The organism is Aeribacillus composti, from assembly GCF_031760945.1.
GTDB classification, from domain to species: domain Bacteria; phylum Bacillota; class Bacilli; order Bacillales; family Aeribacillaceae; genus Aeribacillus; species Aeribacillus composti.
In genome coordinates, this window is the sequence record NZ_CP134501.1 from 3,195,352 (window position 1) to 3,209,397 (window position 14,046).

Below are 14,046 nucleotides of genomic sequence, written 5' to 3' on the forward strand. Positions count from 1 at the left end.
AGAGCCGTTAGTCTTTCTCTATCCTACCTTCTATTTAATTTAAGAAAAAGTTAGCGAGTGAGTGATGTTGAACTATTTTTCCCGTCTACGAAACACTTTTATCCTTTCTGCCATTGTATTTGGTATAGGTTTAATTATTGGGGTCATGATAATTTTTTCGACTTCGCCTCAAATGGAGGAGGCAGCTGAGCTCCAAAGAACTTATAAAGCTGGCTGGTATTCAGTGTATTCTATTTTTTTAAATAATATACTTGTTTGTCTAGTTTTAATGCTGGGTTTATTTACATTTGGGATTCCTACGTTTATTTATTTACTCATTAATGGCATATCTATCGGAGCAGGTCTAACTCATCTTATTTTATCTGATCAACCTTTATTAAATATATTTTTAAAGGTTATACCTCATGGAATATTTGAAATCCCCTTTTTTTTATTAGCAGGAGCTATCGGCTTTTTAGGATTTACATTTTATTTTAATAGAAAATATGGGTTGAAATTTTTATTAAAACATGTCGTAATGGTAATTATAGGAATCCTTCTAGCTTCCATTGTAGAGGGATTGATTACATTAAATTTATGAAAGTCGGGAGTCAAAATGAGAGCAGCATGGATTAAATGGAAGATTTATATAAGATGGAAAAATCAATGGGGTAAATTTTTAAATAGAAGAGGGTATTCAGGATATATATTTGCGATCACAGCTTTTTTTCTTGATGTCATAGAGGCTATTTTTTATTTTTTTTCTGCATATGCTGTATTAAAACTGGTAATTATGAATGAATTTTTACATACAGCAACGACAGGTGCGCCATTTTTGGACTTTTTATTGCAAAAAATTTCCCAAATTAACAACAATGTTTATATTCTCTGGCAGTTTTATTTTGTATATGTAATAGTTTTCTCTGTTATTGCTGGCATAAAAGCTTCCAAGTGGAATTTAAGCTCAATGGACAAGGAGTGGCTGCTGTCACATTTTAAATTGAGTTTAAGTAAAGCCAACTCTATGGTTATTTTCGAAACAATCTGCTGGAACATAAGAAGTTTCATCATACATATTTTAACATTGCTTTTTAGCTTATCATACGCAATCGGTTTAAACATATCTATGGTAATTGGATTAACACTGCTCAGCTTTTCTTTATATTTGTTTGTCAGCATTGCTGTCTCTTTTTCGCACACATTTTATGTATACAAGTTTATAATAGAAAAACCTTTCGTAAACAAAGTAGCCAAAATTGTCATATCAAGAATGATCATATTTTCTATAGGCTATTTTTTCGCTGCAAAGTTTACAGGATGGCTTATTGATATTCCCTTTATTAAAGAAAATCCCACATCCGAGTCATTTGAAAAATGGTCTAACAAAGGTTGGGAAATTCTGTTTGACAGTGTAACGACGATCAAAATCAATTTAAGCTTTTTTGATATTTTCACTGCTAATTCTCTATATACATATATTGGCACGATATTGATGTGTATGTTTACTATGGTATTTTACTTGTTATTTATCATTCTTTTTAAAGAAAACCCCAACAGGCGATCAGCGGAGTATTTTGATCGGCTGCCTTCCCCGTTATTAAAAGTGCCGTTTTTAAAGAAAAAAGCTTTTACGATTCTTTTATTTATTAGATCGAGCTTTTTTCAAAAGAGGCTTCCGTATATGTTTGGCGATTTCGTTTATTGGTTTTCTGTTGGCATATTTAGCGGATTGCTCGCCAATTTAGATGATGAGTACAAAGTGCAGCAATTAGTATTTTCATTTTTTATTTTGTACCATATTTATTTTTTGGCGGAACGTCATTATCAGCATTTCATAGGGGGAATGGCCTTAGAAAGTGATGGCACCAATGTCTTAATTTATTTAAATGCTGGAAAAAATCTTTGGTATGTATTTAAACAAAAGTTTTTTGTTTACATCATCACGTTAATTCCTTTAATCATAATAGGTGATTTCATTGTTTATATACTCACTCCCATTTCATTAACTACTATTATATGGTTGCTCTCAATGCAAATTTTAGCTTTAAATGCTTTTGGCGCTTTAAATTATATTTCCAGCGCCTTCTATCCTCATTTTGAATTTCGAAACGCTGAAGAATTGAATGAATTTGGCGATAAAAAAATGGTCGATTCTATCTTAGATGCAATGTCTTTATTTATCATACTTCCTAGTATGACAATCCCCATGGTTTTATTTATCATGGGTTATTTAACAAAATCACAATATTTGTTCATCAATCCTATTTTTCTTGCTATTTATCTATTCGGAATGCTCTTTATATCACTTTTATTAGTAAAAAGAAAGCTAAATAAAAAACAATTTATTTATTAGGAGTGAAAATCCAGTGGGAGCAGCATCTTCTGATTATTTATTGAAAGTCCATAATCTGACCAAAATTGAAAATGGGAAAAAAATATTAGATCAAGCAACGTTTGAAATTGCTGAAAATAAAATTGTCGGATTTCTCGGACCAAATGGAGCGGGGAAAACCACAACCTTTAGAATTTTATCTGAATTGACCGGCTACGATGATGGAGAAATTTACGTCAATGGTGTAAAACTGTCAGATCTGGATCGAAAAGAAATCATGTTACTTCCTGATGCCCCATTATTATTTTCCGTGCTGACCGGAAAAGAATATTTAAAATTCATGAGCGAGTTATTAAATTTTGATATAGACAGTCCGGAAATTAAAGAAATGCTCCAGTTATTGGGATTATTAAATTCCTTAAATAAGCAAATTTTCAATTATTCGCTTGGGATGAAAAAGAAACTCAATCTTATTCCATTATTAATGAAAAAACCGAAGCTGCTTTTGCTAGATGAGTATTTATCAGGAATTGACCCTGTCAGTATGAAAGATATTAAAAACATCTTAATTCAATACGCACAAAATGGATGCAGTATTTTTATGTCTACACACCAACTAGAGGTTTGTGAAAGATATTGTGATTCAATTATTTTAATTTCCAATGGGAAAATATTAAAAAATAATATATCTATTTCCGAGATCAAAGAGACAGCTAGCAGTCTTGAGGAATATTATTTAAATGTATTTTCAACTGAGGAAGGATGAGGAATGTGTTCAAATATATTGGGGATATACTTCTCTTTATACTTTTTGCATTTGCCTTTTATTACGCAATTAAGGGATGGAAAGAAAACCGAAGCGAAAGTATATGGTATCTCATATTTAGTTTATTTATTTTGGGAGGAATCATCGTTAGATTTATATTTTAAATCGCTACCATTGCAAATAAATCCGATGATTCCACCACACTAACAATGTTCAAAAATGATAAAGTACATAACCCTTGGAAAAGGTGGTTCCTATTCGAAAAGTTACACTTAATCGAACAATAAAATGAAGTTCTTATCAAGTTAAGAAAACCATGGGGAAAAATCTTTCATGCACCACCGATCAAACGAAAAACTTTACGTTGAGTGGTTTGAATTAGCTAACTGTCTTCCTAGCAAAAAAAGCATACATAGTGGCTCAAAATCAAATCGCAGTATGTTCCCGTCTGCTTCACCTTAATTCATTAAGGAGACGATACAAGTCAAGTTTCAATGACTTTCGGGACAATCCCATTGTGGAAAAAGAATCCTTATTTTAGTCATAAATATTCACTATGATTCGGCAAGGAAATAATACTGTTTTGTTCATATCATAATTCAGAAACTTTCAATCTCCCTGGGGTTCTTCCTGCGAGAAATAAATTACTTAATAGTGCCAAAATGATTGTTCCAATTGTTAAAAAAACGACACCATGCCATCCGTAATTTTCCCATAAAAGGCCGGGAATCCAACCGCCAAGGCTTCCTCCTAAATAGAAAAACACCAAATATAAAGACGTAGCAGCTCCCCGTGAATCGGCGGCCATATCTGTCACATAAGCTGTTGTTGCTGATTGAGAAGCAAAATTTCCGAGCGTCAACAATGATGATCCCACAACAAGCGCAGGAATCGTTGGCCAAAGCGTTATGAAAATACCGATTCCGCCAAGAATATGCCCCATACTCATTGTCCAACGCCGGCCAATCTTATCAGATATCATGCCGGCTATAGGAGCGGAGAAAATGCCGAACGCATATGTAGCATAAAGCAACGAAATTTGTGTATTGCTTAACTGAAAAGGAGGTTGAGCAACATAAAAAGGAATATATGTGAAAAAGCTAATAAATGCGAAGAATTGCGAAAAACCTATAGTGAATGTACCTATCAGAGCAGGATTTTTAAAATGTATGCCAAAACTTTGTTTCTTCCTTTCTCTTTGATAGTTAGGTTTAGGGAGATATTTCCAAACTAAAAAAGCAACGACCATGGAATACACCGCGATTATTGAAAAAACAGTCCTCCAGGAAAATGTGTCGGCTATCGGTCCAGAAATAACCCGTCCCAGCAATCCGCCCGCCACATTAGCACTTACATATACTCCCATCACTCTTCCACGTTGATTTAGAGGAAATTCTTCAGATACATATGCCATCATCACAGCCAAGATGCCAGGTATGATGAGACCATACATACATCTCCAAAATAAAATTGATGAAAATGATTCACTAATGTAAATCATCATACTCGGAAAAATTAATAATATACTTGCAAAAAGAATAACTTTTTTTCGATCCCATTGGTCCAATAATTGAGCAAATACAAAAGATGACACGGCTAATGAAATAATGGTAATCGAAATAGCTGAGCTTGCCGTTGCTATCGATATATTAAATTCTTGAGTCCACAACGGGAGTAGAGGCTGTGGTGCATAAAGAACAATGAACGCATTTGCTGTAGCTACAAAAATAATGAATAAACGTAACATATAGTGACTACTCCTCCGCTATCATTTATTGTTGAAGTCATCTTTTTAAATGTTTACTGAGAGCATCGGCCGGTTCATATTCAATAATGCAGCCTATACAATGAATGACATCCTTATATGGAAAACAAATTACCGAGGATGAGAAGAGTTCTTTTCGTTTAACAAAAAAGTAACTCTTTTAAATAATTCGAGATACGAAAGAAATATCCTTCATTTTTTTATCCTCACGCCTCTTTCAATCTATAATCGTTCCAAATATATAGAAAAAAGAACAGCCAACCATATGAATGCGGCTGCACTTTCGAATCCTATTTAATAGAATCTACTTTTTTCGAAAATACAAATTCAGAGTCGCCAACGCCACTTATTCTATAAATCGTATCATTTTCCTCAAGAACAATATTGTCTCAGCCAATTCACTTGAAATAACCGTTACTATCAGAGCCTGTATCAACCAATATCCGATTGTATTTGATAATTGAATTTTGAGCCACTCCGATCTAACTTTGCAACTGGTAAATCTGCATAAATCTTGATGTCAAAAAAGCTTCCTTGTCTTATAATAGGCATAGGGGGTCAACCTTAAGTCGATAGATTGTTTGGCCGCTTACTTATTTCGACATTTTCGGGAGTACTTCTTATTTAGTGCTTAGAAATCTTTGAGTCTGGAGGATTAATATTTATAAAATTCATTCAATTTATTATTTTTAGTATTGTTCAAAATTAATGTAATATTAATGATGAAGAGAAAGGTAAAATTACAATACTAAACTCATACACTTGCTTAAATGCCTTGAACAAGAAACTAATTACAAAGCTTTGATTTATTTAGACTGCTAGCTTTTATCAGTATGGGAAACTTATTTGATATACCCAAAAACGGTTAATTCCAGTAAAAATATCCAAAGTTAAGGTAAAAGAAAGTCATTCCAAAATTATCTAGGTAAGCTACCTTTTATCACGGATTCAGGTATCTATAGGATATATGGGTAAAGATATATTTTAAACATTACAACTGCTTATAAAATTCTTAATAACCCAAAAATCTAAAGGAAGAAGGGAAAGCATTGAATTACTTAGTAAAGCAAAAAAGATTTGTAGCTAATTTGTTTAAAGCTAGATTCCCATTTATATATATTCCAACTTGGGAAGAGCAAAGAGCACTAGCACTTATTAATGACATTGCCTATGATCAACAGTTGATTAAAACAACAAGAAAATTATTTACTTGGAAGATTACGGAAGGGATTGTAGGAGAGGGTATACGCAAAGACGATACGAAGGTTCCTGTAAAAGCATTAGAATTTATTGAAAAGTATGATGAGCCCGCTATTTTTGTACTGCAAGACTTCCATGTTTATTTTGGTGATCAAGGAAGATTACCAGATCTTCTTGTGATAAGAAAACTACGTGACATTGTAATGAGTTTAAAACAAAGTGTTAATCCAAAGAATATTGTATTTTTATCTCCAATTCTTAAATTACCGCAAGATTTGGAGAAAGATATTACAATTGTTGATTTTCCTTTACCAACCTTTACTGAAATGAAGCAACTGCTTGATGAAATGATTGAAGTAAACCGACAAACAGGAAGAATTGAAATTAACTTAAATGAAGAAGAAAAAGAAAAACTCGTAAAAGCATCATTGGGTTTAACACTTTCGGAAGCCGAAAATGCCTTTGCACGGGCAATGGTTGATGATGGAAAATTATCAATCAAGGATGTTGAAGTAATCCTTCAAGAAAAAGAACAAATCATTAAGAAAACAGGGATACTAGAATTTATATCGAGTAATCTTAATATGGATGAAGTCGGTGGATTAGAAAATTTAAAACGTTGGTTGAAAAAAAGAGATAAATCTTGGTTAGAGTCTGCGCAACAATATGGTTTACCAGCTCCAAAGGGTGTGCTCATTACAGGTGTTCCAGGTTGTGGTAAAAGTTTAATAAGTAAAGCGATTAGTGGAATGTGGCAGCTTCCATTACTGCGATTAGATATTGGAAAAGTGTTTAGCGGCATTGTTGGTAGTAGTGAAGAAAATATGAGAAAAGCGATTCAAACAGCTGAAGCCATTGCTCCTTCCATCTTATGGATTGATGAAATCGAAAAAGGATTTAACGGAACTAGTTCATCTGGAGATAGCGGGACAAGTTCTCGTGTTTTTGGACACTTTTTAACTTGGATGCAAGAAAAAGAAAAATCCGTATTTGTAGTTGCCACTGCAAACAATATATCGGCACTTCCTCCTGAAATGTTGCGAAAAGGTCGATTTGATGAAATTTTCTTTGTTGATTTACCAACACATAGAGAACGTATTGAAATCTTCCGAGTTCATTTAAAGAAAAGATTAAATAACCCAAGCGTAAAAGGTAATTTTGAAATTAGTACTGAAAACCTGGAAAAATTGGCTGACATGACGGAGGGGTTTGTAGGAGCAGAGATTGAACAAGTTGTCATAAATGGATTATTTGAGGCATTTTATGAAGAACGAAGTGTTCAATTTAGTGATTTTGAAAAAGTTTCGAAATTAATTGTACCACTTGCGGTGACACAGGCTGAACAAATTAAAGAGATTCGTGAATGGGCTAGTGTTAGAGCGGTTGCGGCTACGCCTAGAGAAGATCGAGCGGAGTATTGCGAATCAAATAGCTCTAACATGGATATGGATATTAAGTCCACTCGTGGCGGTCGTGCGATTGACTTTTAATAGAAGTAGGTGAATGAATTGAGCATTGAACTTTTGTTAGTTCCAATTGGTATTGCAACAATTAGTTCGATTAAAGCCTTTGCAAATCAAAAAAATGATTCCTTTATCATTCCAACGATTATGAAGAAAGAAGATTTACTTCAAAAATCGATTGAACAGTATGGTTGCAAAGTGACAAAATTGACTGAACAAAATTACCAAACGACAATTGAAGATCTTCAAATTTATTTTCAACTAACTGAACAGGGGTATTTTGAAGCGATATTTAACAATAGTGTTGACACACAAGCTGCCATGGAATTTATTGAAAATTTACAGACAGAATACAAATATCTAATACAACAAGAAACTTATCAACATTTACTTAAACAAGCAGCAGAACATGGCCTACATCTGGAATCGGAAATTATGCAAGAAGACCGAACAATTGTTTTAACTTTTAATGTCAACAATATTTCTAAATAGGTGATGCTATGGGAACCAAAAAAATACAGATCAAATTGACAGAAGACGGTAAAATCTTTGCGGAAACAATTGGCATGAAGGGACAAGAATGCATCAAGTATATTGACCTTTTGGAGAAACTACTCGAATCGGAAACAGTTGATTCAAATTATAAAGAAGAATATTTTCAATTTGAAGAAACTATAACTGAACAAAATAAATTGAAGCTAAAGGAGGAGTGAATGATGCGGAGTATAACCGAGAAGGGGATAGGTTGGGAATTACGTAACTCCATCTGGATGCTATGGGTCTTTTTCCCTTTTGCTTTTTTTAATTATATTTCTTTTTTCTATGCAGCTTTCAGAGTAAGACAAAGAAAATGGTTTTTTGCAGGACTCATATATACTTTACCTTTTATCATATTTTTAATTGCAGAAGAAGGACATTTCTTATTTGATATCGCGTTTGCATTAGCACTTATTAGTTGGGTTTCTTCCATCTTTCATGTTTTTAGAATTAGACCTGAATATTTACTCCGTCTTGAATCACAGCAAAAAGTACAAGAAAAAAATTTAAAGCAATTAAAAGAAGCTATTGCGAAAGAACATATCCTTGAATCGAATGATGAACAGCAAGTGATTTCTCCAAAGGAAGAATTTATAAACCCAATGCAGCCATCAATTGAAAACGAAAGCGTAAGTAAACGAATCGATGTCAATCATGCTTCAGCAGATGAAATTGCAAAGGTACCTGAGGTTGGATTGATTTTTGCGAAAAAAATACTTGCAGAGAGAGAAAGGGTAGGATTCTTTCAAAATTTCGAACACTTTATCCAAGTTCTTGGGATTAAGCCTCATGTAGCTGAAAAAATGAGACCATATTTACAGTTTAATACTGACGATAATAATCAAGGAAATCAAAAGAAAAAAATGGAACGAGGAAGAGTTGTGGACTTTTGATGGAACTGTACATACATCGTTATATTCCAGTTACTGAAGTGGAAGGACCAGGCAAAAGATTTGCAATTTGGGTACAAGGTTGTTCAATTCGTTGTAAAGGGTGTGCCGTTCCTTGGACTTGGGTAAATGAAAACGGTACAAAAATGAATGTGGAGAATTTATTTGAATTCATTAAAGATAGTAAAGAGCAAAACGAGATTGAAGGCGTCACATTTCTTGGAGGAGAACCGTTTGATCAAGCTGAAGCCTTAGGGGAACTAGGAAGAAAAGTGAAACAACTCGGCTTAACAGTTATGACATTTACAGGGTATTTATATGATGATTTGAAAAAACAAAAACAAAATCAACAGCTGCTATCAGTGACAGATTTGCTAATCGATGGACCTTTTATCGAAGAAAAATTAGATTTAAGCCGTCCTTGGGTTGGTTCATCCAATCAAAACTATCATTTCCTCACGGATGTTTATAAACATTTAGAAACGAACTTTCATCAATTTCAAAATAAAATTGAAATTCGAATTTCTCAAAATGGTACAATCTCAGTGAACGGAATGGCAACGAAAGATACATTGAAAGAAATATTGAATCAGCACACTTTTAAACGTATCCGATCAAATACTTAATTTTTATTTGTTAGGTGCACTTGATAAAGAAACAATAGATAATCCCCTACCTTTCAGGTACCGTCAAAAATTTTGTGTAATACAAGATAGATAGGGGGTCTCTGAAATGGATTTGGAATGTTTCTCCACACGGGGCTGTCCAGAAAATCAAATCCCCATAAAAAACAAAAAATCATAAACATCGATATATCAACGTTTCTAAAACATCAAAGGGGGCGTCAATAAGTAGTAAAAACGACTTATTAGACACCCCCATGTGGAAAGTGGGAATCCTCCTATTTTTTTGATTTGCATTATTTAGTTCTTCAAACATTTGCTCGAGGGCTGCTTGTACTTCGGCCAATCCTGGCAACTTTCGCTCTGCCCATTTCTCATTAGCTGATACAGGATTAATTTACCAAATCCTCAATCATAAGGGTGTGGTTGCCAGGTCATTTTCACCTAGGCAATCGATTACTTTCTCGTATACCAACCGGCGGCAGATGTTATTGCGAAGCTTTATAATGCAGGATGATAGGCTTATTTTTTTCATTGTTGCTTTATATAAACTAATTTCACCAGTTGTATGTTCGGAGTCTGCGGAATCAGCCACAAAATTTTCATTTAATGATATAGTCCAAATCTCTTCGTTATGTCTCATTAAAACAACAGCAAGAGTACCAAACTGAGTAATATGATCCCAGTAAAATAATTTCCTTTTTACCATTTATGAGTAACAGAAATTCCTTCTGAATGGCTCACAACCTCAACGTTATTTCCTTGCCATCGACCATGGATTTCAGCCCCGACATAATAATAGAACCTTCCGTTTCCGCGATCACCATAAGTCCAGATAAATTGTTGAATCGTATGATCAACGGTTTTATATGTAACGGCGGCAATAACATTCGCTAACTATTCCACTTTAAAATTCCCCATCTGTTTTATAGGGAAGCCTTTCTTTTGGACGAGACAGAATTCCGTAATAAGACCTCAAGTAAACGGCATCCCCACTCTAATTGATAATACATGTTTAAAATCAGGCGATATACTTATGATATTTTTAACTTTTTTACCATTTGCAACAAACAATCCCTCATTGACTACTTATTCCATCCAATTTCTGGCTGATGTGTCTCAAACCCTAGGATATTTTACTTAAAATAGAAAGTTTTAGGTAGATTATTTAAATTTTTCCTTATAATCATTTAACTATTTATTTAAAAAGCCGATTATAAATAATGAAATTGTTTGGTTTTCAATTTAATTTTCACTTTGATGACTATTGTGTGCAGAAAAGCTTTGCGGAAGACCAACCAAATATGAACTCTGCAAGTTCCGATTTTGCAATTACGGTATGTCTGGAAGTAGGTACGCTTTTTACATAGCACGAATCACAATATTAATCTGGTCCAAACCCGTACTACTATAGTTCGTTTGTTGATACTTAAAAAAACAACACAACGCAGACTGGAAACTGACGATTTTAACTATGGCAATCACATTTTAATCGTCGATTTAATAACAGGTAAATCAATCGATTTCTTTAGTGCGTTGAATTTTTACTATGAAAGCAAAGTGGAACTATTACCTTCCATTAATTATTTAGATAGGAGGGAATAACCGTGAAAATTGATCTTGGATATATCGGAGCAATAGTCGCTCGAAATAGAGCCAAAATGCCACCCGTACACGAAATCAAAAATCCATTGGCCGGACAACAAGTGGAAGTCAACCGAAACGGACAAGCCTATAAACTTACGATTTCGGATGAAATCAAACAAGTTCAAGGCTTGATGGCCATACCGATGGAAAAGTTTTTTCACGTAGAAAACGCTGACCCTTCTGATATTTTCTCTTATCGGCCAAAGGATCAATGGCTTGTGTTCAGCCAATATTTATATGAATCCAAATACTTTGATTCGCTAAGTAATGAAGAAGTAAAAAAAGTAGAATCCATCTTACAACACATAACGGACGGAGTAGATAGTTTGTCGCCATATCTAGGGATTAGCCTTTTTGGAATTAGTAAAGAACAACAGCATTCTTATGAAGCCCATCTTGAATTGGCTTCTTCAACAGTTGCACTTCAATACTTCAGTGATACGTTTTTAAGCGGTGATGTAAAAAAAGGATTTGATCAACTGATTCAAGATTATGTCCGCCACAATACGAAAATAGCCATAAATCACCAATCGGTAGAGGAGCGATTCATCGCAGCACGAGCCAAAATCAGGTCACTAAATGCTCCTTTAACATACCAACAAAGCCGTGAGCTGTCCATGACAAATAAACTTGGGAAAACGGTTTATACACAAGCAGAAATTGAATCAGTCATCAAAAATTATCAAGAAATGTTTGAGAGCATTCAAAATGAGGAAGATTTGTCTGGAGTGCTTGCAAAAGCAAAAGAACAACTGCTTTCATTTGCTACGAAAGGCATCTCACCAAGGGATATAGATTACCAATTGGCAAGAGATTTTGTTACACAGCGTGCCGATGACACATTCAATCGAATTGAGAATTACTGGCGTATGTTATTGCAAGAAAAATAAATTGTTCATTTGATCCGTGTTAAAAGATAGGGGGAAGTTTTTGTACTTTTTAACAAAAGTTGAGCAAAATATGGAAAAAGCTCAATCAACAGAAAATTGCTTGCAATGAAAATTACCGTTTAATAACTGAAGAAATCAATAATCTGCTTTCGAATAAACTGAAGCTTAAGCTGGAAAAATCTACTATCAATCCAAACGTGAACGAAAGAAATATGAGGAAAGACTACAAAATGATTTAATAGACATTTCAATGAACTAACTTCTGAGATGCTTCACCGTTTGGTTGATCGAATCGAAATAAAAGAAGATGTTTCACCAAAGATTTATTATCATTTCAAAAATGATGGTTTAAAAGAATAAAAGATATAGGAAAAGCACGTTTCATGATTTCCAGAAACGTGCTTTCAGCTTATCGACAAAGTCGACAAACTTAGATTAGTTTAAAAAACTAATCTTTTTGATTCCATTAAAAACGAGTTACGAGTGGCATAGGGGGATACCGCGATAATAAAGAAAAAGCTGAGGTTCTATGAATTAAGACTTCATATTTTAGTGTTTATGATAAATTAAATCAGTTTCGTAACTATCACCGCTGTAATTATTTTTTTAAATACAATCTCTTTAATTCTTCTGTTTCTTCTTTCTTTAATTTTAAATTGTAATGTGAAATGATCTTTTTCATTAAGGAGTCAAATTGCTTTAAATAAAAGCCATAATTGTAAATTATCACAAATGCACTTGGCAATCTTTTGTTTCGGACAATTGGGATTATATTATTCTCAAAAGACAAGTAAAAAACATCACAACGATCGTCACTTATTTTTCCAATTTCTTTCCTATACAAAGAAAAATAATTTTTCCCTATATGATCTTCAAGGATTTTATTTGCTTTATTTACATCTTCTCCTATATTTCGCAGCATTTTTCTTACGCTATTACTTGGTTTATCTTGATTAAAGTAACTATACACAACAATATAAAATGCCAATTGGCCAAATTCCGAATCGGCATATTGTCCAATCAAAAATTCTTTATTTCTTTGGACTTCATATAATCTCATTTTTTTGTTGACAATATCAGTTTTACATTTTATAGACATATCGAAATACACATTGTCTTTATCATAATTTTTTTGATAGACAGAAACTTTGTAATGCACCCCTTTGTCAAGACACAAATTGATAATATTTAAGTTATCCATTCTCTCCTTTCGCTATGAATGTGGTGCGTGTGCAAAAAAGGCTTGACATGGAGCCTCTACGGGCACGATTTTTTGCGCCTACTTGATGTACTAATCACATAGTCTAAAATTCTTTCTTTCGATAAATAATTACAGCAATTAAATATGAGAGAGTAAATACAGTAATACCAAGTACTATAAATAAAATCGGAACTAATAAAGACGAATCTATGGATAACGGTAATTTGTCTATTAAATCTTCTACTAAGAATTTGATTCCATAATAAACAAATAGACCTACAAATCCTCCTCCAAGTACAAATGCATCAGATTTGTCTGCACCAAAGATATAGAGGAACGGGTATATAAGCGCACCTGCTAAAAGAACTACGAAAATTCCAGAAGAAATAATATTAATTATGCCATTTATTTGTGTTTCAAAAATTAGATCATATGTATAAATAACAATATATGAAAGAAATGCTCCGATAATCACAACCGATAAGTAAAAAATATAGTGACTTCGGACAATATTAGACCTACTAACCGGTAAGGTAAGTACATATTTATCATAACCAGACTTACTCTCTATTTTTATAACTTCAAGTGAAGGCAAAGTCATTAATAATATAATTAACATAGCGGCCACACCACTTACCATAGGCCCTGCAAAAAATAAAAGTACACCAGAAATCAATAATGCGAGACCTACATATGCAAAAATACTTCGATAAACTAGGTAATAGTTTGTCAATAATAGACCTTTCACTTAAA

General features: G+C 33.5%; 12 protein-coding genes and 1 pseudogene. 10 read left to right on the forward strand and 3 right to left on the reverse strand.

The window, feature by feature from the left end; translation table 11 throughout:
• The first annotated feature begins 64 nt into the window (after window positions 1-64).
• Genes RI196_RS15625 through RI196_RS15635 form a run of 3 tightly spaced genes read left to right on the forward strand, consistent with a single transcriptional unit; the run spans window position 65 to window position 3,077 of the window.
• A complete protein-coding gene (locus RI196_RS15625) occupies window positions 65-580 on the forward strand; it encodes a stage II sporulation protein M (protein ID WP_311066486.1) in 516 nt (171 codons plus the stop codon).
• Between the two features lie 15 nt (window positions 581-595).
• The gene (locus RI196_RS15630) at window positions 596-2,332 is read left to right on the forward strand and encodes a hypothetical protein (protein ID WP_130157219.1); all 1,737 of its coding nucleotides are present in this window, start codon (window positions 596-598) and stop codon (window positions 2,330-2,332) included.
• Window positions 2,333-2,345: 13 nt separating this feature from the next.
• Window positions 2,346-3,077, forward strand: a complete 732-nt coding sequence (locus tag RI196_RS15635; RefSeq protein WP_063387816.1) for an ATP-binding cassette domain-containing protein — start codon at window positions 2,346-2,348, stop codon at window positions 3,075-3,077.
• 592 nt (window positions 3,078-3,669) lie between these two features.
• Here the strand turns inward: RI196_RS15635 and RI196_RS15640 are convergent.
• The gene (locus RI196_RS15640) at window positions 3,670-4,824 is read right to left on the reverse strand and encodes an MFS transporter (RefSeq protein ID WP_066248068.1); all 1,155 of its coding nucleotides are present in this window, start codon (window positions 4,822-4,824) and stop codon (window positions 3,670-3,672) included.
• Between the two features lie 1,067 nt (window positions 4,825-5,891).
• Between RI196_RS15640 and RI196_RS15645 the strand changes: the two genes are divergently transcribed.
• From RI196_RS15645 to RI196_RS15670, 7 genes and pseudogenes are all read left to right on the forward strand, one after another.
• The gene (locus RI196_RS15645) at window positions 5,892-7,532 is read left to right on the forward strand and encodes a Ycf46 family AAA ATPase (protein WP_130157217.1); all 1,641 of its coding nucleotides are present in this window, start codon (window positions 5,892-5,894) and stop codon (window positions 7,530-7,532) included.
• Between the two features lie 18 nt (window positions 7,533-7,550).
• The gene (locus tag RI196_RS15650; protein ID WP_066248066.1) at window positions 7,551-7,997 is read left to right on the forward strand and encodes a hypothetical protein; all 447 of its coding nucleotides are present in this window, start codon (window positions 7,551-7,553) and stop codon (window positions 7,995-7,997) included.
• Window positions 7,998-8,005: 8 nt separating this feature from the next.
• Window positions 8,006-8,218, forward strand: a complete 213-nt coding sequence (locus tag RI196_RS15655; protein ID WP_066248063.1) for a DUF2997 domain-containing protein — start codon at window positions 8,006-8,008, stop codon at window positions 8,216-8,218.
• Complete coding sequence (locus RI196_RS15660; RefSeq protein ID WP_311066487.1) at window positions 8,219-8,935, forward strand: ComEA family DNA-binding protein; 717 nt, start codon at window positions 8,219-8,221, stop codon at window positions 8,933-8,935. It begins immediately after the preceding gene.
• The gene (locus tag RI196_RS15665; protein ID WP_066248060.1) at window positions 8,935-9,558 is read left to right on the forward strand and encodes a 4Fe-4S single cluster domain-containing protein; all 624 of its coding nucleotides are present in this window, start codon (window positions 8,935-8,937) and stop codon (window positions 9,556-9,558) included. Before RI196_RS15660 ends, RI196_RS15665 begins: the two co-directional genes overlap by 1 nt.
• A gap of 1,310 nt (window positions 9,559-10,868) precedes the next feature.
• Window positions 10,869-11,160 (forward strand): annotated as a pseudogene (locus RI196_RS18640) (hypothetical protein); the annotation flags it as partial.
• Between the two features lie 2 nt (window positions 11,161-11,162).
• A complete protein-coding gene (locus RI196_RS15670; protein ID WP_311066488.1) occupies window positions 11,163-12,092 on the forward strand; it encodes a hypothetical protein in 930 nt (309 codons plus the stop codon).
• 598 nt (window positions 12,093-12,690) lie between these two features.
• Here the strand turns inward: RI196_RS15670 and RI196_RS15675 are convergent.
• Together RI196_RS15675 and RI196_RS15680 are read right to left on the reverse strand one after the other, a co-directional pair.
• Complete coding sequence (locus RI196_RS15675; protein ID WP_311066489.1) at window positions 12,691-13,293, reverse strand: hypothetical protein; 603 nt, start codon at window positions 13,291-13,293, stop codon at window positions 12,691-12,693.
• Between the two features lie 103 nt (window positions 13,294-13,396).
• Window positions 13,397-14,041, reverse strand: a complete 645-nt coding sequence (locus tag RI196_RS15680; protein WP_066248048.1) for an ABC-2 transporter permease — start codon at window positions 14,039-14,041, stop codon at window positions 13,397-13,399.
• Between the last annotated feature and the right edge of the window lie 5 nt (window positions 14,042-14,046).

Bases quoted from the DNA above. Each gene is read 5' to 3' on its own strand.
- RI196_RS15640 (WP_066248068.1), bottom strand. From the start codon at position 4,824: ATGTTACGTTTATTCATTATTTTTGTAGCTACAGCAAATGCGTTCATT.
- RI196_RS15665 (WP_066248060.1), top strand. From the start codon at position 8,935: ATGGAACTGTACATACATCGTTATATTCCAGTTACTGAAGTGGAAGGA.
- RI196_RS15630 (WP_130157219.1), top strand. From the start codon at position 596: ATGAGAGCAGCATGGATTAAATGGAAGATTTATATAAGATGGAAAAAT.
- RI196_RS15675 (WP_311066489.1), bottom strand. From the start codon at position 13,293: ATGGATAACTTAAATATTATCAATTTGTGTCTTGACAAAGGGGTGCAT.
- RI196_RS15625 (WP_311066486.1), top strand. From the start codon at position 65: ATGTTGAACTATTTTTCCCGTCTACGAAACACTTTTATCCTTTCTGCC.
- RI196_RS15660 (WP_311066487.1), top strand. From the start codon at position 8,219: ATGATGCGGAGTATAACCGAGAAGGGGATAGGTTGGGAATTACGTAAC.
- RI196_RS15655 (WP_066248063.1), top strand. From the start codon at position 8,006: ATGGGAACCAAAAAAATACAGATCAAATTGACAGAAGACGGTAAAATC.